The following is a 19,443-nucleotide window of genomic DNA, read 5'->3' as shown; positions in this document are numbered from 1 at the left end:
ATTAGGGTGACCCTTGGGCTATTCAAGCGCCGATTTCCTCTGCCCAAGTGCGGACCGATCGACTGTCTGAGGATGGCCGCAAGCTGACTGACGGCCCCTAGGTCGTGGCTGGTATGCTGCTCAGCTGACTTCGCTATTGCCAATAGTCTAATTGCGCGTTCCAATCCACCATTTTTGCTCAAATGGAGCAGCTTCCACAGTTAAAAGCTGGTAGTTTGATTGCAGGGAGGATTGTTATGGGACATTTGGAGTGGATAGCCCTCGGCGCATCCGCTTAATCTTGAAACATACCTGTCGCCCTCCGATTTCGACCATAATACGATATTCGGGAGCGGATTTATGTATCCTGCTGCGGACCGTCTGGTTTCTGACGGCAATCCACCGAAATACCTTGTTTCAATGCGGCGGTGCGAAGGCTGTGTCAGGCCCGGCGCCGCCATTCGACGTTTACAGGTGGCGTCGATTTAAGCTGTACCAACAGCCATCTTATAAAGTAGTATCGGAGCAGGCGTGTAGTGACCAACCTCTCCTCAATTTCGCTCACTCATCTTGGCGAATTCGATGATCTAATAGATCGTTTTTCTTGGGAAGAATAAGAAGCGCAGCATCTCATTTCAGTCGCTTACCGAGCGAAACTGATAAATTTGTGTAGGGCATTTCAGCCTTCGTCTGCCGATCCCGGTTCCGCCATCTTACGATGCTGTTCCGCCAGCACCGAGGCCGGGGTGACATGCGCGACGGCCGCCTGCACCTTGTTCTTCCACCCGGACACTATATGCGCCTCTCCCTTCATCAGCGCATCCCAGCCGTCACGCGCGACGTCGGCTGGATCGCTCTTGCTGTCGGATGATCCTACACTGGTGTCGAGCATGTCGGCGCGATCGAAAAATTCCGTCTCGACCGGCCCCGGCATCAGGGTCGTGACGGTGACGCCCTTGCTGTCCTTAATCTCGTTACGGATTGCGTCGGCAAAGCTGTCCACGAACGCCTTGCTACCATTATAGACGGCCTGGAAGCTGCCCGGAATGAAGCCTGCGATCGATCCGGTGATCAGCACCTTGCCGTCGTCACACGCCACCATCGCCTTTAGGACCTTTTGCAGCAAATACAGCGTGCCGGTGATGTTTGTGTCCACCACGCGCCGCCAGTCGCTCACATCCTGATCGAGAAAAGCGTGGCCCAGGCCGCGCCCAGCGTTGGCGCATAACAAATCGATCTGCCGCCCATCGGCCGCAGCGAGGAGCGTGTCCACGCCTTGCAGTGTCGAAAGATCGGCCTCGACCGCAATAACTTCTACGCCATGCTGCTTGAAATCCTGCGCCGCGGCGTCGATCAGCGGTTCGTCGGCCACGACTAGCAGGTCATACCCATTTTTCGCGGCAATGGAGGCAAGTTCAAAGCCGATGCCGGTGGAGGCCCCGGTGACGATCGCGAATTTATTGGCCATATCTGTCTGTCCTATTGCGCGGCGACGGCGAGACCGGGCTTCAGCACGATCTTGGTTACGTCATTTTGATTGTCATGAAACATCTTGTAGCCCTTGGGCGCATCTTCCAGCCCCATGCGATGGGAAATTAGGAAGGTCGTATCGATCTTCCCCTCAAGAATTGCATTGAGCAGGGCGGGCATATAATGCTGGACGCTCGTCTGACCGGTCTTGAGGGTCAGACCCTTTTCCATGAACGCGCCCAAGGGAAACTTATCTACGAAGCCGCCGTAGACGGCTGGCATCGACACGCGCCCGCCCTTGCGACAGGCATGGATTGCCTGCCGGATCGAATGGGTGCGATCGGTGCCCAAAAATAGCGACGCCTTGATCTGATCGATGACGTTGTCGACAAAGAACCCATGGGCTTCCAGGCCCACCGCATCGATCACTGCATCAGGCCCGATACCGCCGGTCATTTCCATCAATGCTTCGTAAGTTTTCGACTCCTCGAAATTGATCGTCTCGGCGCCGAATTTTTTCGCCAGTTCCAGCCGATGCGGGAAATGGTCGATCGCGATGACGCGGTGCGCGCCCATCAGGAAAGCGGACTGGACGGCGAACAGCCCCACCGGCCCGCAACCCCACACCGCGACCGTGTCGCCCGGTTCGATGTCCGCATTCTCCGCCGCCTGCCACCCGGTCGGCAGGATGTCCGACAGGAACAGCACCTCGTCATCGTCCAACCCGTCCGGCACGACGATCGGCCCCACGTCGCTGAAAGGCACGCGCACATATTCAGCCTGTCCACCAGCATAGCCGCCGGTCAAATGACTGTATCCGAACAGGCCCGACATCGGCTGGCCATACATTTCCTGACCAATATCCTGATTGTCGGCTGGGTTGCCATTGTCGCAGGCGGAATATTGATGCTTGCCGCAATGATAGCAGCTGCCGCAGGCGATGGTGAAAGGAACCACAACCCGCTGTCCCTTCTGCAGGGTGGATTTGGGACCGGTTTCGACCACCTCTCCCATGAATTCATGGCCAAGTATGTCGCCTGCCTGCATGGTTGGAATATAGCCGTCATAGAGATGCAGGTCGGACCCACAGATCGCCGTCGACGTGATCTTGATGATCGCATCGCGCGGGTTGAGGATTTCGGGGTCATCGACGGTATCGACGCGGACGTCATGCTTACCGTGCCATGTGAGCGCGCGCATCAGGCTTTCTCCTCGTCGCGTTGCTTTCGGGTAAAGGCTGCGGTTGCGACCTCCCCCGTCTCCATAAATTGTTTGAAACGGCGCAGATCGCGTCGCGCCTGTATCGCGGGTTCGCGCTGGAACAGCTTGGCGATCACCTTGCCCACCACACCTGCGGGCGGATCATAGACGATGGTTGCCGTGACAATGGTGCCACGCACGCCTGCATCGCGAAATTCGATGCGCCCGCTGTTGGGGACATCGGCGTCTTCTGCGGAAGTCCAGGCGATCAACTCGCCAGTCTTCTCCTCCGTGATGGTCGCGTCCCATTCTACGGTGTGTCCCGCCGGAGCCTTTACCACCCAATGCGAGGTCGTATTGGACAGGATGTCGATCCGTTCGACATTGTCCATAAAAGAAGGCAGATTGGAAAAATCGCGCCAATAGGCAAAGAGTTCGTCGCGAGGGCGGTTGATCGTGACCGAGCGCTCGATCAGGTCGTCGCCCCTGGATTGGAACACTGCCGCGATCCCGCTCGCGCGTTCTTCATTCAACTTCGATGTCGCCGGTGGGGCATCGTCTGTCGCCATCGTCATGGGCATTCTCCAGCCATTCTTATGATGTCCGCACGGAGCAGTCAGATCGTTTGGAGGCTGCCTCCGGGTATGAGTAGACAACGCTCAAATGAAGGATGGGCCCAATAGCCTATTGGAAAATCTACCTGATCAACATCAGTTTAGCTGGAATGCACATGATGCTATAGCAGGCTTTGCGCCCTTCCGTGGAAGCTCCATCACGAACCATCACTGATGACTCGATTTTCAAGCTTTCACTCTCGCCCAAGCTTCGCTTTTAATTCATCAATCCGCCGCGATGCGTCAGCTTTAGTCAGGTCGCCGGCGGGCAGTTCCATACCTGCTTCTTCGCATAATGTCGCCAGATAGGACGCCTGCGCGCCGGTGATGGGTTCATTGCCCGATACCCAATTGGCTGGATCCTTCTCAGCGTTCGAAGCCGGGTGCTCATCAAGTTTGGGATTGTGCAGATGTTCAGTCATGACAGCCTCGTCGTTCACTATATGTTCTCTAGACAACGGTCCATGCGGCATGTGGTTCCTGCAATAAAGGTGGGAACCAGAATGCAACCGATCTCCAGATCAGCGCTTCATCCCAAGGCCGGGCATCGCTTCCGGCCACTGCATTACGGAAGGATCAAGACATGCCTGGAAACGAAAATGGGCTCGACCCCGAAAAGGGTCGATCGGACGGATTGCCCCGACGCGGGCCTGTCGGCGATGTCCGAGCCAATGGCGATGATCCCGATCCCCGCACACGCGGCGGCAAGTCGCAGGAGAATGTCGAGGACCGCCCCTCTGTCGGCACCGTGAAACCGGAAGATTATCCAGAGGCTGATCGGGCCAATTCCAAGCCTTGATGAAAAGGATCACCATGAGCACCACATTGACAGGCACATTCGATAGCCGGGACCAGGCGGACATGGCCGTAGAACGGCTGGTCCAGGAAATCGGCATCGAGCGAACCGATATTTTCGTGACTGCATCCGGACCGGACAACAGCGCGGGAAATCGGATTGGAGGCGCAGATAGCGAGACGGTCGATCAGGAAGAAAGGAACGATGTACCTCTTGCTGGCGGTATCACAGTTTCGATCGATTTGCAGGATGATGCGAAGGTCGAAGTCGTCACGGCTGCGTTGGAAGAATTTGGGGCGCAACCATGATCGGTATGTTGGCAACACGATATAGGCTGAATGGCAGATATTTCGTGTGAAGGCGCTCCTGATCCATAGCCCCAATGCGGGAACAAAGCCCGAGCCGATCCGGTCGCTCATCGGTCAACTGGAAGAGGCCGGCTTCGCCATCCGCTATTGTGAACATGGCCGGGACGATATTCGATCCGGAATGAGCGGCATGGAAATGGCGATTGCCGCTGGCGGTGATGGAACCGTAGCTTCGGTCGCCATCGAGATGCCCGACCGGTCTGTACCCATTGCGATCCTGCCGATGGGCGGGTCCAATAATGTCGCAAGGGCGCTGGGCATTCGTCAATCGGTCGAAGACGTCATTGGTGGTCTCGACAATGCGCGCGAAATGAGGCTGACCGTAGGCAGCGTCGCCGGGCCGTTCGGGCGGAAAGGCTTTCTGGAAGCGGTAGGTCTTGGCGCGCTCAATCAATCCATCGAACTTGTGGATGAATCGCCCAACACCCCGGAGGAAAAGCGCGAAAACGGCCGCGCGGCTTTTCGGGAGACCCTGCGAACGGCCACGCCGATAGCATGCGTCGTCGATATCGATGGACGCCGCGTCGAGGGACCATGGTTGCTTGGCGAAATTCTTAACATAGGCGCGATCGGCCCACGACTCCCGTTCGCGCCCAGGGCGGACACGCAGGATAAGTTGCTCGACATCCTGCTGGTTGGCGAGGCCGATCGCGACGCCATGATAGGATGGGCCGAACATTTCTCCGGCCCGCCACCGGCCCGATTGGAAACCGGCTGCGTCGTAACGCTTAAAGCCAGCGGGCTGTGCCCCCGGATCGACGATCGCCCCATCGACATGCCCGACGACGCATGGACGGTCGAAATACGGTTGGACGACGAGCCGGAGACGATATTGGTGCCTCGCGGTATGACGGGACATGACGATGACACCTGCTGAGCCAATGCTAACGCCGGACTTGCTGACCCGCATTGAAGCGGTAGCGATGGAACTGGCCACGATCGGCGGCCGGGAAATCGTGGCTACGCTGGGCAGCCTTATGGCCGTGGAATATAAGGGGGATGACGACGCCATTGCCTCGATGCGTGATCCGGTAAGCGAAGTCGACAGCCGGGTCGAAGCGATGATCCGCAGCCATCTGGCAGATTATTTCCCTGGCCATGGCATCATAGGCGAGGAAATGGCCATCCATCCTGGACTGGACACTGATTTCGTCTGGGCGGTCGATCCGATCGATGGGACGAGCAATTTCATCAACGGTTTTCCATTATTCGCGTCATCCGTTGGCGTCCTGTATCGGGGCGTTCCCGTCGTCGGCGCATTATGGTGCAGCACAAGTCATTTGCTGACGCCTGGCGTCTATCATTGCGGCGGCGCTGGCGGATTGCGGTTCGATGGCGCGCAGATATCGCACATGGCCAACCCCGCCGTTCGCAAACGGCTTGCGGGCGATCCGCATGGCCAGTCCGGCTTGGGTCCGTGGGATGGGCGCAAGACAGGATCGGCCGCGATCGAATGCGCGTTCGTGGCGGCAGGCCTTCTGCAAGTCACCAGGTTCGCAGCGCCTAACATCTGGGATGTCGCGGGGGGAATAGCTCTGGCGCGCGCATCGGGCGCTTCGGTGTTTCAGGTTGAGCAGGATGGAAATTGGGTGCCATTCACAAGCTTTGGCGACCAACTAGCGCAGATGGCGCAATGGCGGCGTCCATTGATCCTTGGAACGCCTGAGGATGCCGCTCGCATGACCGACATCCAGCGCGCTGAAGCGCAGGACCAAAACCGCCGGATATAGATAACCGTCAATGCGCGTAGATCATCTTTCGGGTCATGCCGCCATCGACGGCGATCTGCTGCCCCGTGATGAACCCCGCACCTTCGGACGCCAGAAACAGGACGGTCGCCGCGATGTCGGACGGTTCGCCGACGCGGCCGACCGGATGCTGATCCCGGTCGATCGCGCGATGCTCCACCGCTTCGCGCACCTCTGCTTTGGCCCAAGGGCGGCTTTCAATCCAGCCGGGTAGGATAGCATTGACGCGGATGTCGGGGCCAAGACTGATCGCCAGCGCATGGGTCAAGGCGCAGAGCGCGCCTTTGGCCGCAGCATAGGCCTCCGTATCGGGTTCCGATTGGACCGCGCGGGTCGACGCCATGACCACAATTACGCCTTTACGCTGGCGCAGGAGCGGGACGGCAGCGCGCACCATCAGAAAAGCACCCGTCACATGGCTGTCCTGCCACGCCTGCCATTTCTTTAGCTCCAGTTTTTCGATCGGACCGCTGACCGGATTGGCAAGGCCCGCATTGGAGACGAGCAGATCGATACCCTGCGCCTCTTCCGTAGCGTTGGTCCAGTCCGTAATTTTATCGAACGCCTTTTCGACGTCGCGCTCGCTGGCAACGTCTGCCCGGATCGCAATAAGCTTGTCGGTCGGCATCTCATTGGAAAGATCGCGCACTGCTTCGGCATCCTGGTCCAGCACCGCTACTCTCCAGCCCTGCGCCAATAATGTCTGGGTGATACCTTTGCCGATGCCCTGAGCACCGCCAGTGACCACCGCTATCTTCATATGGAATCCCCCCTCTTAATCGTCCGAAAATTCCCGCGCCTCAGTTCATGCCGATCGACGCAATCACCGGACATAAGTTCCGCTAAGCGCCTATGCTTTCGAGCAGGCTGGTCACTCTTGCAAGCCGATCAGTGTCGTCGGTCTGCTCCTTCAAAAGCCAGCGGCCGTCTTTTTTGGAAAGCTCAGCACATTTGCCAATATCTCGCGCGGCTCTACGCGGCGTCAGCGCTATCGCGGCCGGGCCTGCATCGACGCGTGCAATTCCGGCCACCCGCGCGAGAATAGCAATTCTGTTGGCATCGATCAGACGTTCGGCAGCGGAGGGCAGCGGACCAAATCTATCCGCCATTTCCTCCTCCAAAGCGCTGAGGGCAGCTTCATCGACAAGCCGCGAAAGCCTGACATAGAGACCCAGGCGGACGTCGGGATCGGGAATCCAGTCCGATGGCAAGCCGCCCGCGATGCCCAGGTTGAGTTCGGGTGTCCACAGTCCAGCATCTTCGCCCCGCGCCTCTTTCAACGCTGCTTCGAACAGATGCTGATAGAGGTCGACCCCGATCAGCTTCATATGCCCCGCCTGCGTGTCGGCCAGCGGATCGCCAGCGCCCCGTTGATCGAGATCGGCTGCGCTGATTGCAAAGCCCGCACCCAGCCGGTCATAGGTCGCCAGCGTGCGCAGCCGCTTCATCGTACGTTCGGCAATCTCTCCCGCTTCGGTCAGCAAAATGACCTGACCCCGGCGATTGCCGCGGCCCACCCGCCCGCGCAACTGATGAAGCTGGGCAAGGCCGAAGCGGTCGGCGCGCCAGACAATCATCGTGTTGGCGCGCGGCACGTCCAACCCCGCCTCGATGATGTTGGTCGCGAGCAGGACATCGCCTTCGCCACCGCCAAAGCGGACCATGGCGTCGTCGATGGCGGCCACCGGCATCTTGCCATGCGCTTCAATCAGCGCGAGGTCCGGCACGATCCGCGCCAGCCGTTCGGCCAGGGGCGCGAGATCTTCGATACGGGGCACGACGACAAAGCTCTGTCCCCCACGCGACCGTTCACGCAGAAGCGCCGTCCTGATCATCATATCGTCGGGGCTGGCAAGGCTCGTCCGGATCGGCTGGCGACGGGCGGGCGGCGTCGCGATCACCGACATCTGTTGCAGGCCGATCATCGCACGGTGCAACGTCCGGGGGATGGGCGTCGCGCTCATCGCCAGCAGATGAAGGTCGGCGCATCCCCGCAGCCGTGCCTTATCGGCCGCGCCGAAGCGCTGTTCTTCGTCGATGATGACAAGCCCCAATCGGGCATAGCGTATATCCTTCGCCATCACCGCAGCCGTGCCGATGAAGATACCGATGGACCCGTCCGCCAGCCCGGCCTTCGCCGCCTTCTTCTCCGCCGCACTCGACAGGCGCGACAGGCCAGCGACGACCACGCCCGTATCGGCAAAGCGTCGCTGGAACGTTTCGATATGTTGCCGAACGAGAACCGTCGTGGGCGCGGCCAAAATGACTTGATAGCCTGCAAGGGCGGCAAGCGCGGCGGCACGCAGGGCGACCTCCGTCTTGCCATAGCCGACATCGCCGATCACCAGGCGATCCATCGGCCGTCCGCTGGCCAGGTCGTCCCTTACCGCCTGGATCGCCCGCGCCTGATCCGCCGTTTCGTTGAAAGGGAAGCTGGCCACGAATTGTTCATAAGCAGCGCTGTCAGGTTCTATGACGGCGGCTTTGACATCGGCCCTCTCCCGCGCCAATCGAAGAAGATCGCGCGCGCTTTGGGCCACCGCCTCGTCAATCGCCCCGCGCCGCTTTTCCCAGGTCGATCCATCCAGCTTGTCGAGCCGCACCGCATCGCCATCAGCGCCATAACGCCATAAAAGGCCCGCCTCCTGGCACGGAACGAGCCGCCGGGCACCATTGGCATATTCAAGCGCGATCAGTTCCGCGTCGGTATTACCGGCAACCGGCTCGAGGCCCAGCACGCGCGCGACCCCATGATCCTCATGCACGATCAGATCGCCTGCACGAATGTCGCCGCCCGCCTGGGCAAGCCCGGCGGCCACGCTGTTTTGCGCTGAGCCTATGATCGCCCGGCTACCCAGCAGATCGGCGGCAGCAATCATCATCAGCTCACTGCCAACAGCGCCCCGGTCGATCGGCGCAACCAGCGCAGCTATCGCGCCCGGCGCAAGCGTATCGACAGCCGCGACCGAATTGACGGCCTCGAGCGCGGCTTTGAATGTCTTGGCGATCTTGGGCCGGAGAAAACGGACGTCCCGCTCGCTGCCAACAAGCAGCAGGCGTTTACCCTGCTGTAAATGCGGTGCCGCAAAGCGCTTCAGTGCTGATAGGGGTGAGCGCTGCTCCGCAAAGCGTAGAATTGGCGATACCGCGAAATCTGCCGGATCACCTGAACGCCAGGCTGCAAGATCCTTTGCCCATAGTGACTGGGATGCGGCATCAATCGCTGAACCGGCTTTGCTGGTGGCGTCGGTGGCCAGGCGAATGAAGCGTGCGCGACGCTGCTCGGCCTTTGCCGAGACGTAAAGTCGCCCTGGCCGCAGGTGGGCTAATATGGTGACTTTCCGCTCCGACTCTGGTTCGGCCGCGCGACCAATCTCCAGCATCTCGCACGGCTCCTGCGTACGCTGCGTGATTGGATCATAGCGGCGGATACCGACGACGCGCCCATCGGCGATATCGATCCGCGCCGGCAGCCCGGCATCGGCCGGAAAGATATCGATGACCTCGCCGCGCACCGCCACTTCGCCGGGTTCATCTACGCGATCGTCGGCGATATAACCCAGCCTTTCCATTTCAGCGGCGAAGTTGGTCGGATCGATCGGTTCGCCAACCCGCAGGCTGGGGGGCGCGGCGTCGAAGGCAGCAGGGTCCGCATAAAGCCGCGCGGCCCCTTCGCCGCTTATGATGGTTGCAAGAGGACGGCGCTTGGGGTCCTCTGCAAGCCGCCGCAGATGCCGCAAGGCAGCAACACGTTTCCCGATGTTGGAAGGGGACGCACGCGCGCTGTCGCCCGGCAAGGTGTCGCTCAATGGCAAGAAGACGACATGATTATCAGGTGCAAAGGACATAAGAGCACATGCCACCGATTTGGCGTCCTGCTCGTCATCGGCCAGATAAAGCAAATCGCCTTCCCGCAGCGCATCAAGCAGCATGAGTGCGGTCTCGCCAATTCCCCGAGACACGCTCATTGCCCCACCGCCGCGCGAAAATAGACCGGAGCAGGCCCGACAGCAAGCCGGCTCAAAATCCTTCTTCGCCCTGATGATCGCCATGCCCGGCCGCCCGCAACGCGGCTCGATCGCGATCTGCGCGCTCACGCGCAGCCTCGATCATGGCCCGTTCCTTATCAGATAATGGAGCGTCGGATTTTGGCGCAGCTTGCTCATAGAGCCCGCCCTTCGCGGCTGCGCGCTGCTCTACCTCCGGATTCTGACCTTTTCTTTTCTCTTCCATCCTAGCACACCTCTCCTACAGGTGGGCTGCTAACTGCGCGACGATGTTGCCGGTTCCGCCAGCGGCAAAATCAAAGGCCGGAAGGCACGCGCCAGGCGGTCGCTTCAAGGGCCAGATTGGCCGACGGCTGATCAGCTGCCATTCTTTCGACTTAATCTGTCACCTTCGTCTATCATCCCACGAACCTTGTTGGCGATGGCTTCGATACCGAAGGGCTTTGTGATCACGTGCATATCATGCTCCAGCAATCCATTGCCGATGACGGCATTTTCCGCATAGCCGGTGATGAACAAGATCTTGAGCTTGGGACGGCCCACCCGGCCGGCATCTGCAACCTGACGGCCATTCATTCCCCCAGGCAAACCCACATCCGTGATGAGAAGGTCTATGCGTAGATCAGACTGAAGCACCTTTAGACCGCTGGGACCATCTGCAGCTTCAATGACGTGATATCCACCGTCCGTAAGAACATCGACGATGAGCGAGCGAACGGAGGCCTCGTCATCGATGACCAGCACGGTTTCGCCATGCCCCCCAGCGTCAAGCTGCGTCGGCCGCAACTCCTGTTCGATCTCGGTTGCCGGGCCCAGATGCCTTGGAAGGTAGAGGCACATGGTCGTTCCTTCGCCGACCTCCGAATAAATCCTTACCTGCCCGCCCGACTGTCGCACGAAGCCATAGATCATCGAAAGACCAAGGCCTGTGCCTTCGCCGAGCGGCTTGGTCGTGAAGAACGGATCAAAAGCGCGGGCGATCACGTCGGGCGTCATACCTGTCCCAGTGTCACTCACGCATAGCGACACATATTAGCCAGGGGGTAGCTCGCGTTCGCGGGCCATACGGTCGTCCAGCCACTTATTGGCTGTTTCAATCGTCAGGCGTCCGCCATCCGGCATCGCATCTCGCGCATTGATGCATAGGTTCAAAAGGGCATTTTCAAGCTGGTAGCGATCGACCAACGTCATCCACAATCCGCCCGATCCAACCACTTCAATCTCTATGGAAGACCCTACGGTGCGGCGTATGAGGTCTTCCAGGCCAGAAATTAGACGGTTTGCATTGACGGCTGTTGGATCCAGCGTCTGTCGGCGCGAAAAGGCAAGCAGTCGCTGCGTTAACGCGGCGGCCCGCTTTGCAGCGCCCTGTGCGGTTTCGAGATGGCGACCGATCGCCTCCAGGCGACCCTAGGAAATACGCAGTTCCAGCAATTCCAGATTGCCGAGAACCCCTGCCAGAAGATTGTTGAAATCATGGGCAATGCCACCGGTCAACTGCCCTACCGCCTCCATCTTCTGGCTTTGGCGCAAAGCTTCTTCTGTCGCGATAAGGGCTTCGGCCGCTTCAGTCTCTACGGTGATATCGCGGCCGAATAGATAGACCATGCCGGCTTCTGGAACGGTGGTCCAGGCGAAGCGACGATGGCTGCCATCCTTTGCGCGAAAAACGCTTTGTGACTCGACTACAGCAGCGTTGGGTTCAGACAGTTTCGCTAACCGCTGCTGCGCGGCGCCTTGCTCCTGCGCTACAAACTCCAGAATGTTGCGGCCGACCGCATCAGCTTCACCCCACCCCAGCGTCTTCGTCCAGGATGGATTGACGGCCTTGATAATGCCCTGGGTCGTCGCCACCACCTTGACGATCGGAGAGAGCGCCCAAATCCGCTCGCGATCACGGGCGAGTTGGCGCTCCTGAGTTATATCGCGTGCCATAGCGTGAATACGGCCCGCGTCCGGCACCGCGTTCCAGTCGAGCAATCGATAGCTACCGTCCCGGCAGCGATAGCGGTTCTCAAACAAAAGGGTCGTCACGCCCTGCGCCAGCTTTTCGACTTCTCTGATGGTGGCAGATAAATCGTCGGGATGGACGAAATCGGCAAGGACCTGTCCAACCATCTCATCCTCTTGCCACCCCAGGAGCCGGGTCGCTGACGGGTTTACCGAGCGAATGACGCCATCAAAGTTGCAAACCAGCATCAGGTCCTGACTAAGCGACCACAGTCGATCGCGGTCGCGTCGTTGGGCCGAAATGGCATCAATGGTGGCCAGCGCACCTGCGATCTGCGCGGCGATCAGGTTGGCGAAATCGCGGGTTGCTGCATCGAGCAAGCGGTACGGGTTTAAGCCCAGGACGAGAGCGCCGATGGCTTGGGCTTCGCCAGTCTGTTCCACCGCGACCATCAACGCATCACGTGGCGGTATCTCCCACGGTCCGGTCGGGAAATCCTGCGAGGCATGTTCCAGTGCGACCACAGCCTGCTTTTCGCCTGGTTGAATGGCCGTTACTGGCCAAGGCGTCGCTTTTCCCATGGCGGGATAGGGGCTGTCTGGTAAATCGAACAATTGGAGGTTGGCGAACGGAAAGTCTCGGCTTTCCTTACCAAACTCGGCGCGAACGGAGTCGATAACATCCGATCGACTTTGCGATCGGAGCAACGCGGCGGCCAGATCATTCAATTGCTTGATGCGCCGTTCGCTAATGACCCTGTCGGTCTCCTCGCGAACGACGCACATCAGGCCTTCGACAGCGCCGCCACTACCAATCAGCGGACGGTATGAAAATGTGTGATACGTCTCTTCAGGATAGCCGTTGCGCTCAAGGAGGAGAAGCAACTGTTCGTCCCAGGTCGCAACCCCATCTTGCATGACTGAGACGATGCGATCCCGGACGTCCTCAAAGACTTCCTTCCATACCTGTGACATGGGCCGACCCAGCGCTGTTGGATGCTTGGACCCTAGGGTGGGAATATAGGCGTCATTGTAGAAGAAGGTCAGATCATCTCCCCAGCCAAGCCACATCTCAAACCGAGACAGGAGCATGAGCCGTAGCGACGCTTTGAGCTCCTCGGGCCATCGATCAGGGGGACCTAAGTTCGATACGTTCCAATCATGGGCTCGCATGATGGCGCTCATTTTGGAATCGCCAGGGAAAACGTCAGCCAAGTCGTTTGTGACATTTGAAGCCGTAATGATTATAATCGCCCTCAGTTCCCTACGGCAGTAGCGCTGTAATAGAGGGCGGTAAGGGCGGGCTTGCCCAACGCGGCGATCTTTCTCCAGATCGTGTACGAAAATTAAATCTGAAACTTCAAGCGCGGGAGGTTCCAAGCAATAGAGGGAACACTGACCAACTCGGCTCGTTATCAAAGCAGTGTCAAATAGGAGAGCCTGATGAGCATCGAAGGAAAAGCGAAAGAAGCGGCCGGCTACGTCAAGGAAGAGGCGTTCGAGCACGGCAAGTCCGCCGAAAGCCAGAAGAAGGCACAGGAAGGGCGCGATCTGCGCAATGAAGGACGCGTAGAAGATGGCAAGGCGCCAAAGACTTCTGAGCCAGGCACAGGGTCCAAGTAATTTTTGATTTCTGCCGAACGATACGCCGCTCCTTAAAAGGGCGGCGTTTTCGTATCCTCTTACTTTAGCGGGGTGTAACGGCAGGCAAACTTCGGTGGTCGCGCCGTTTCGGCGGCGACCAGGTGTATGTGAAGCTTTTCGCCAATGACCTCATTGAGAGCGAATGCTTTCTCAGCCTCGTAGAGATCGTCGCGATGGCCTTCCTTCCATTCAGGTATCGTTGCCATCGCGCGAGCCTTGGCTTGCGTCACATTCTCGGCAACAACGAACATATTGCGATGCTGTTCGGCGAAGTCAGCCGGATCGTAACCACCCAGATTCACGAAAAAGAGTTGTTCACGCCCCTTATATGGCTCCGGCTTCAGCTGGACGTCATAACCGTCCGCATGGTCGATCTCGGCCCAGCAGTCGATATGGAGCGTGCCAGGCGTGCCCCACCACTGGCGACGAAGCGCATCATGCGTCGCTTTCAAAGATGGTGCCACTATGAACCGAACATCATGAATTTCTATGTGAGCGGCAGGATGTTCGCCGCCAATGTAAATTGCGAACAGCTTCATGCCGCGTCAGCCCGAACAGGCGCAGCGATCATGCGAGCGAGCGCCTCGCCCACGATACCGCCCATCTCATGCGAACTGGTGATTCCCTGTACAAAGGGATGACGTCCCAGGATGAAAGGAAGGCTGAGACAGAATAGCCGTTGTGCGCGCGGGTCGGGAGATGCTGGGTGGAATGTCTCATCCACCGAGATTCCTTTGGTGGCACCCGCGTCTGCATCTTGCGCGTCGAGAACGATGCCTTGTTCGACAAGCGCCGGGAATGGGAAATCTTCGGCTTCGAGCGGGCGTTGGCCCGTCGCATCGATGAACACATTATAGTGGCGCCGCTTTCCTTTAATGACGACGTTGACGCCGGGATCTGCCCCATGTGTCTCCACGCGATAGTCGTTTCCAAGCGCGAGCACTTCAAGATGACCCGCGTGATGCAGAGCGAGGAGCCGCTGAATGGAGAGATGGGGAACGCTCGCATATTCATCGACGAAGGCAGGCTTCAAATGCTTGCCGAACGATTCCAGCGCTTCTTCGTCAAGATGCGGAATGATCAGCGCCAGCACCTCGTGCATCCGCAGGACCGCGTAGCGCCAAGGTACCGTGATTTCCTTGTCGAAATTTGCCTGCGCCTCCCGCAAGTTTGTGGCGGCCCATTCAAACGGATCCGCGTCCGCGCGGTCGGCGAAGAAACGCTCCGCGAAATCTTCCAAGGTTAGGTCAGCCAGCCTAATATGATCGGCATAAGCAGGATCGGCGTGTGCCAGTTCCTGCTTGAAAAGCGCATAGGCCTGCTCAAGAAGATCCTCGGGCTGAGCCTCGATCAACGTTCCGATCGCCTCATGCGTACAAAAGGCTAGTGGCTCATAGGGTATGGGATGGTAGAAATCCGCTTCTGGTAGCAGTCCCTTGCGCGACATCATCGTCAGTCGAAGTCCTTCCGAACCCGCCCCAATCCGATATTCAACACTGCCATTCGGACCGTCAATGAATGCGCCATGCGCGGTGGCCAGAGCGACGACGGCGTCGATCGCTGTCAGAGAACTCCCGCGAATGCCAACATTGACGGCGTTGATGCGCTTAAGGGCCGAAGCTGGCCATGGGCTGAGAAAATAGCCAGGCCGCGCTTCGGGTTCCTCTGGCCACTGATGGCCAGTCGCCATGACGACGAAGTCGAAACGATTGTCAGCTATATCCTCGTCCTCCCCTTCAACCTCCAGTTGAACGCCGTCGCTCTGGACAGACATGTTCAAAACGCGGCGGCCGGTTCGAATATCGACGATGAACCCTTTCTCACGCGCTTCGTCGACGAGCATGTCGAACTGGTCGAGGAAGTACCGCCCCAGTGCAACGCGCGGGTAGAAAGCGCGGTCATCAACATCCTTGGGATCGATTCCCAAACTTATGAGCCGCTTGCGGCTTTGACGGTTGAGCCATGAAAGAAGCGTCTCGCACAGCGGCGGGATTTCGACGCTCGCAATGTTTGAGAGCATGGCCGGGTCGTTCCACCCCGGCCGATAGGGCGTACCGAGACCGGCGCGCGCCTGTTGCTCGAAGATGGTGATCCTCGCAGGGCAGGCTGTCTGCTCGACAAATGCTTTGAGCGTATAAAGGGTGGTCGGTCCGGCACCGACGAATGCAATAGATGCGGTCATCCGGCTATGAATGCGTAGATGCCAGAGTGGTGCCATCTCAAAGCATGGCACATCAAAATTGTCTCGCCGCCGGTGATGTAGTTGTCCTACACACGCTTGCGATATCGTTGGCCACAGCAAGTCGAGAACACCGCCAGACCTTGAGGCCGACGGAGAATGAGCCTTTGCGCGATTTCCTTTTCGACGCTGAAACTCCAAGGCTTGTTAGCATCTTTTTTTGCCGAGAGTTGTAGTGCGCAGCAGCACCGATGAACGCCGACTTAGCCACTACGCAGCGTTCGGCGCTTGGCAAAACCGGTAGAGTCAGGAAGTGGCGCGGTGTCGTGCGGCGCGCCTGTGGGGCTTGCCAGACGGTCCGTTTCCACTCCCTGCTCATCGAACCGGACGTGCAGATCTCCCGCATCCGGCTCTCGGACAAGACATCACGCCTTCACCCACGGCGGGCTGCGGCCACGTTAGCCAGACGCACGAGGCCGAAACGCTCGTATAGCTCGGGGTCGTGATAGGCTCCCTCTCGCCGTCGCCTGGTCTTGTATTTGGCGCGCAGCCACCGGCGCAACCGCACCGCTGTGTAGCTGTCGACAGCCCGATATGCTCTGCTCGTAGTGCCAACCGAGAAGTAGTTGGCCCATCCGCGCAGCACCCGGTTCATCTTGGCCACCAGATATGTGGTATCCTGCCATGTACGCGCTCGGTCCGTCAGTTCGTGGATCGTTGCGATCACACGCTGAATGCTTTTCTTTGATGGCCGGTGGCCCATATAGGCTTTGCCGGTTTTCGCGGAGTACATCCGACCGAACGTGTATCCCAGAAAATCGAACGTCTCGTCCGGCACCTTGCAGATGCGTGTCTTGTCCTCATTCACCGTCAGCTTCAGCTTTTCCATGATCCTGCGCATATGATCGAGCGCGGCTTCTGCGTTGCCCTTCTCGCACAGGATCACGAGGTCGTCCGCATAGGTGACGAGCCGCGAGCCGAGGCGTTGCCCAAGACCGAGCTTCCGCCATCCCAGCACGAACCGGCGCATGTAGATATTAGCCAGCAGCGGTGAGATGGGTGATCCTTGCGGGATGCCGCGCCGTTGATCGCGGCCTTCCGTCGTTCGTATTTCCGGCCCTTGTCGTCCGTTTCCTCGACAGCACAGTCCAGCCAAAGCCTGATGAGGTGCAGCACGCGCGGATCGACGATCCGGCGGGCCAGCGATTTCATCAGATCAAGGTGGGGAATGGAGCCGAAGTATTCGGCAAGGTCGGCGTCCACGACATCCGGACGGCCACGAAACAACTGCTCCTCCACATCGATCACGGCCTGCTGGGCGTTGCGCCCAGCGCGGTAGGCGTAGATTTCAGGTGGAAGATCGGCCTCGAAGATCGGCTCCAGCACCAGCATTGCTGCTGTCATGCAGACCCGATCCCGCACGGTGGATATGCCCAGCGGCCTGAGTTTGCCGTTGGCTTTTGGTATGTAGACACGTCTGATCGGTTCCGGCCGGTACGTCTCCTTCCTGAGCGACAGCGCCAATTCCGCCAGCCATCGTTCGACGCCATAGTCCTTGATGTCCGCAAAGTCCTGTCCATCTACCCCCGGCGCGCCCTTGTTGGAGCGGCACTGGGCATAGGCATGGGCCAGAATGTCATCGCGGCTGATCTTGTCGTATAGCGCGTAGAAACGATAACCGACTTCTGCCTTCGCTTTCGCGTGCAACGCCTTCTGCAGTTTCTGGACGCTTTTCGGAGTTGATAGGTTTCCCAATCTCCTGCCCCTTACCACTTGTTGCGTTCATCTTGAACTGAGGCTCCTTCCCTCCACCGGCATTACTCGGATTCCTCGGTACTACGGGCCTCTCCGCCACCCCACCGCGCCCGTCCCATCCCTCGCGGGCGTCCGGTTGCCGATCCCTCGACACGCCATGGGGCTTCCCGTGTTGCGTGCACTTTCCTTGCGTACATGCTGTCGCCACTACCCCGGTGCAGCAGACGGGCTCAAACGTCGCTCAAACTTGCCCGTCCATATCAACCTTCCCCGTAAGGGTTAACGGGTCGGCCTGCACATCGTCCTTTTCGAGGATTGCTCAGCGTTCACTCACGTTACGGCCTGTACGCTCGCACGGTCACCTATGTGACCGTCATCCGGGGGCTTCAGACATCTCGTCACCTCCATGCCTGCCCCGGTTGCTTCCGGCTGGAGCATCGCCGGGTGGGCCTTTCACCTACTAGAAAGTGCCGCCTTTGCACGGCGCACACCCATCGTAGACGTTTACGGCTGAAATTCGCGTGACAAGTAGCCAACTGTCACCTTTGTTTTTCGTGAATGACCAAGCCCGTCGCGGCCAACCGTTTGCATATGGAACGGTCGCCATTCAAAATCGTCAATGTCGATCAGCAGATGACGGACCGCAAATATTATGACTGACGAAACGGACAAGGCGTGGATGGAGCAGGCGATCAGCTTGGCCATGAGCAAAGGCAAATCTCCCGAGAATACGCCGATCGCAGCCATCATCGTGTTGGATGGAAAGATACTCGCACGAGGAATCAACCAAACAGAGGAGCTGTGTGACGCTACTGCCCACGCGGAGATGATGGCATTCAGGAAAGCCGGCAAAGCGTACGGCGACATGGATCTGCGGGGGGCCACTCTTTATTCCACCCTACAGCCGTGTGGGATGTGCACGATGGCATCCATCTGGGCAAAGGTCGGGCGCATTGTCTACGGCGCGGGCCGTGACGATGTGCACCGTATGTATTTCGAGGATCGTCATCTCGATACGATGAATTTCATCAAGGATGCGTGGCGCGAGGATTTGGCGTTGGAAGGAGGATGCCTCAAGGAACAATGCGCGGCTCTATACTTCAAGCCGGACGATAACGTGCCTATCGAGATGCAAGGTAACATATAGCCAGCACGAGCAGCTGGGGATCATGATATGGAATCGTAATCCGCGGCAGATGAGCACATCTTAAACGACCATTTGTCGCCATTCAGCGACCAAAATCGCTGCCCCAAGTCCGGAAGGTCACCTTTTCCTCAGACAAACGCTGTCGCGGCAAGAGCGCGTATGTCGTGACCCGCAACGCCAAGGCATAATTGCGATGCGCAAGGATATTGCGTTTCGCATCGCGCAGACGCTCCTCAATTCCGCCCGCCCGTACCGATCAAGTGGGCCACGGTGACTGCCATCAAGGACGTCCAGATCAATAATTTCGGCAGGCCCTGGCCGCGCTCAAATTCATTAAAAGGTCGGGCATTACTATCCAAACCCCGCCCGATCATTATGCGGCGGGACATCACTGCCGACATGGTGTGTTGTCATCCAACAACAAAGGCTCAGGATGCCCCATCACCAGAAACGCCCGCGCGAAAGGAACCCAGCCGTTTTCCCATCTATCTCTTCTTTGCTTTTCCCATTGCTGCCATTCTGGCGTTTAGGTGGGTCAACATGCATGGCTGATCCCGCAAGAAGCGGTTCGCCTGGCGCTCTGATC

At 58.7% G+C, this 19,443-nt stretch carries 18 protein-coding genes and 1 pseudogene; 7 read left to right on the top strand and 12 right to left on the bottom strand.

The genetic code is table 11. The features are described from left to right. Positions 1 to 658: 658 nt before the first annotated feature. The 4 genes from U5A82_RS07780 to U5A82_RS07765 form a co-directional block, all read right to left on the bottom strand. Entirely contained in the window at positions 659 to 1,447 is a 789-nt protein-coding gene (locus tag U5A82_RS07780; RefSeq protein ID WP_326287847.1) for an SDR family NAD(P)-dependent oxidoreductase, read from the bottom strand. A gap of 11 nt (positions 1,448 to 1,458) precedes the next feature. After that, on the bottom strand, positions 1,459 to 2,649 hold the full coding sequence (locus U5A82_RS07775; protein WP_326287845.1) for a zinc-dependent alcohol dehydrogenase: 1,191 nt from the start codon (positions 2,647 to 2,649) through the stop codon (positions 1,459 to 1,461). After that, positions 2,649 to 3,224, bottom strand: coding sequence for an SRPBCC family protein (locus U5A82_RS07770; RefSeq protein ID WP_326289922.1), 576 nt, complete (start codon positions 3,222 to 3,224; stop codon positions 2,649 to 2,651). Before U5A82_RS07770 ends, U5A82_RS07775 begins: the two co-directional genes overlap by 1 nt. 233 nt (positions 3,225 to 3,457) lie before the next feature. Beyond that, positions 3,458 to 3,685, bottom strand: coding sequence for a DUF3072 domain-containing protein (locus tag U5A82_RS07765; protein WP_326289920.1), 228 nt, complete (start codon positions 3,683 to 3,685; stop codon positions 3,458 to 3,460). A gap of 161 nt (positions 3,686 to 3,846) precedes the next feature. Here U5A82_RS07765 and U5A82_RS07760 point away from each other — a divergent pair, with 161 nt between their 5' ends. The 4 genes from U5A82_RS07760 to U5A82_RS07745 are packed head-to-tail and all read left to right on the top strand — an operon-like array spanning position 3,847 to position 6,157. Beyond that, positions 3,847 to 4,062 carry a hypothetical protein gene (locus U5A82_RS07760; protein ID WP_326289918.1) on the top strand — a complete coding sequence of 72 codons (216 nt, stop codon included), beginning with the start codon at positions 3,847 to 3,849 and terminating at the stop codon, positions 4,060 to 4,062. Positions 4,063 to 4,076: 14 nt separating this feature from the next. Further along, a complete protein-coding gene (locus U5A82_RS07755; protein WP_326289916.1) occupies positions 4,077 to 4,367 on the top strand; it encodes a hypothetical protein in 291 nt (96 codons plus the stop codon). A gap of 46 nt (positions 4,368 to 4,413) precedes the next feature. Beyond that, positions 4,414 to 5,304, top strand: a complete 891-nt coding sequence (locus U5A82_RS07750; protein ID WP_326289914.1) for a diacylglycerol/lipid kinase family protein — start codon at positions 4,414 to 4,416, stop codon at positions 5,302 to 5,304. Positions 5,305 to 5,323: 19 nt separating this feature from the next. Beyond that, positions 5,324 to 6,157, top strand: coding sequence for an inositol monophosphatase family protein (locus U5A82_RS07745; RefSeq protein ID WP_326289912.1), 834 nt, complete (start codon positions 5,324 to 5,326; stop codon positions 6,155 to 6,157). Positions 6,158 to 6,164: 7 nt separating this feature from the next. Here the strand turns inward: U5A82_RS07745 and U5A82_RS07740 are convergent, their stop codons facing one another. The 4 genes and pseudogenes from U5A82_RS07740 to U5A82_RS07725 form a co-directional block, all read right to left on the bottom strand. Next, complete coding sequence (locus U5A82_RS07740) at positions 6,165 to 6,935, bottom strand: SDR family oxidoreductase (RefSeq protein WP_326287835.1); 771 nt, start codon at positions 6,933 to 6,935, stop codon at positions 6,165 to 6,167. A gap of 82 nt (positions 6,936 to 7,017) precedes the next feature. Further along, positions 7,018 to 10,143 carry a DEAD/DEAH box helicase gene (locus U5A82_RS07735; RefSeq protein ID WP_326289910.1) on the bottom strand — a complete coding sequence of 1,042 codons (3,126 nt, stop codon included), beginning with the start codon at positions 10,141 to 10,143 and terminating at the stop codon, positions 7,018 to 7,020. Between the two features lie 52 nt (positions 10,144 to 10,195). Continuing rightward, positions 10,196 to 10,408 (bottom strand): hypothetical protein, encoded by a 213-nt coding sequence (locus U5A82_RS07730; RefSeq protein ID WP_326287831.1) that lies wholly within the window; start codon positions 10,406 to 10,408, stop codon positions 10,196 to 10,198. A 131-nt stretch (positions 10,409 to 10,539) separates the two neighbouring features. After that, positions 10,540 to 13,224, bottom strand: a pseudogene (locus U5A82_RS07725) (PAS domain S-box protein). 351 nt (positions 13,225 to 13,575) lie between these two features. Between U5A82_RS07725 and U5A82_RS07720 the strand changes: the two are divergent. After that, a complete protein-coding gene (locus U5A82_RS07720) occupies positions 13,576 to 13,755 on the top strand; it encodes a hypothetical protein (protein ID WP_326287830.1) in 180 nt (59 codons plus the stop codon). A 59-nt stretch (positions 13,756 to 13,814) separates the two neighbouring features. On the opposite strand, the gene U5A82_RS07715 is transcribed toward U5A82_RS07720, so the two are convergent. The 4 genes from U5A82_RS07715 to U5A82_RS07700 all read right to left on the bottom strand — a co-directional run bounded on the left by U5A82_RS07715 (position 13,815) and on the right by U5A82_RS07700 (position 17,710). Beyond that, the gene (locus tag U5A82_RS07715) at positions 13,815 to 14,315 is read right to left on the bottom strand and encodes a DUF1543 domain-containing protein (RefSeq protein WP_326289908.1); all 501 of its coding nucleotides are present in this window, start codon (positions 14,313 to 14,315) and stop codon (positions 13,815 to 13,817) included. Further along, complete coding sequence (locus U5A82_RS07710; RefSeq protein WP_326289906.1) at positions 14,312 to 15,958, bottom strand: FAD/NAD(P)-binding protein; 1,647 nt, start codon at positions 15,956 to 15,958, stop codon at positions 14,312 to 14,314. Before U5A82_RS07710 ends, U5A82_RS07715 begins: the two co-directional genes overlap by 4 nt. A 430-nt stretch (positions 15,959 to 16,388) precedes the next feature. Continuing rightward, entirely contained in the window at positions 16,389 to 17,000 is a 612-nt protein-coding gene (locus tag U5A82_RS07705; protein WP_473964818.1) for a group II intron maturase-specific domain-containing protein, read from the bottom strand. Continuing rightward, a complete protein-coding gene (locus U5A82_RS07700) occupies positions 16,898 to 17,710 on the bottom strand; it encodes a reverse transcriptase domain-containing protein (protein ID WP_326289904.1) in 813 nt (270 codons plus the stop codon). Before U5A82_RS07700 ends, U5A82_RS07705 begins: the two co-directional genes overlap by 103 nt. Positions 17,711 to 18,362: 652 nt before the next feature. On the opposite strand from U5A82_RS07700, the gene U5A82_RS07695 reads away from it, so the two are divergent. Together U5A82_RS07695 and U5A82_RS07690 are read left to right on the top strand one after the other, a co-directional pair. Further along, positions 18,363 to 18,857 carry a nucleoside deaminase gene (locus U5A82_RS07695; RefSeq protein ID WP_326289902.1) on the top strand — a complete coding sequence of 165 codons (495 nt, stop codon included), beginning with the start codon at positions 18,363 to 18,365 and terminating at the stop codon, positions 18,855 to 18,857. Between the two features lie 270 nt (positions 18,858 to 19,127). Further along, positions 19,128 to 19,409 (top strand): hypothetical protein, encoded by a 282-nt coding sequence (locus U5A82_RS07690; protein WP_326289900.1) that lies wholly within the window; start codon positions 19,128 to 19,130, stop codon positions 19,407 to 19,409. The last annotated feature ends 34 nt before the right edge of the window (positions 19,410 to 19,443 follow it).

The organism is Sphingobium sp. CR2-8, from assembly GCF_035818615.1.
Classification (GTDB): domain Bacteria; phylum Pseudomonadota; class Alphaproteobacteria; order Sphingomonadales; family Sphingomonadaceae; genus Sphingobium.
Note: the sequence above shows the minus strand (reverse complement) of the source record. Positions and strands in the feature narration are given on the sequence as shown.

Coding starts and splice junctions, on each gene's coding strand:
- U5A82_RS07780 (WP_326287847.1), bottom strand. CDS start 1,447: ATGGCCAATAAATTCGCGATCGTCACCGGGGCCTCCACCGGCATCGGC.
- U5A82_RS07775 (WP_326287845.1), bottom strand. CDS start 2,649: ATGCGCGCGCTCACATGGCACGGTAAGCATGACGTCCGCGTCGATACC.
- U5A82_RS07770 (WP_326289922.1), bottom strand. CDS start 3,224: ATGACGATGGCGACAGACGATGCCCCACCGGCGACATCGAAGTTGAAT.
- U5A82_RS07765 (WP_326289920.1), bottom strand. CDS start 3,685: ATGACTGAACATCTGCACAATCCCAAACTTGATGAGCACCCGGCTTCG.
- U5A82_RS07760 (WP_326289918.1), top strand. CDS start 3,847: ATGCCTGGAAACGAAAATGGGCTCGACCCCGAAAAGGGTCGATCGGAC.
- U5A82_RS07755 (WP_326289916.1), top strand. CDS start 4,077: ATGAGCACCACATTGACAGGCACATTCGATAGCCGGGACCAGGCGGAC.
- U5A82_RS07740 (WP_326287835.1), bottom strand. CDS start 6,935: ATGAAGATAGCGGTGGTCACTGGCGGTGCTCAGGGCATCGGCAAAGGT.
- U5A82_RS07735 (WP_326289910.1), bottom strand. CDS start 10,143: ATGAGCGTGTCTCGGGGAATTGGCGAGACCGCACTCATGCTGCTTGAT.
- U5A82_RS07730 (WP_326287831.1), bottom strand. CDS start 10,408: ATGGAAGAGAAAAGAAAAGGTCAGAATCCGGAGGTAGAGCAGCGCGCA.
- U5A82_RS07720 (WP_326287830.1), top strand. CDS start 13,576: ATGAGCATCGAAGGAAAAGCGAAAGAAGCGGCCGGCTACGTCAAGGAA.
- U5A82_RS07715 (WP_326289908.1), bottom strand. CDS start 14,315: ATGAAGCTGTTCGCAATTTACATTGGCGGCGAACATCCTGCCGCTCAC.
- U5A82_RS07710 (WP_326289906.1), bottom strand. CDS start 15,958: ATGACCGCATCTATTGCATTCGTCGGTGCCGGACCGACCACCCTTTAT.
- U5A82_RS07695 (WP_326289902.1), top strand. CDS start 18,363: ATGACTGACGAAACGGACAAGGCGTGGATGGAGCAGGCGATCAGCTTG.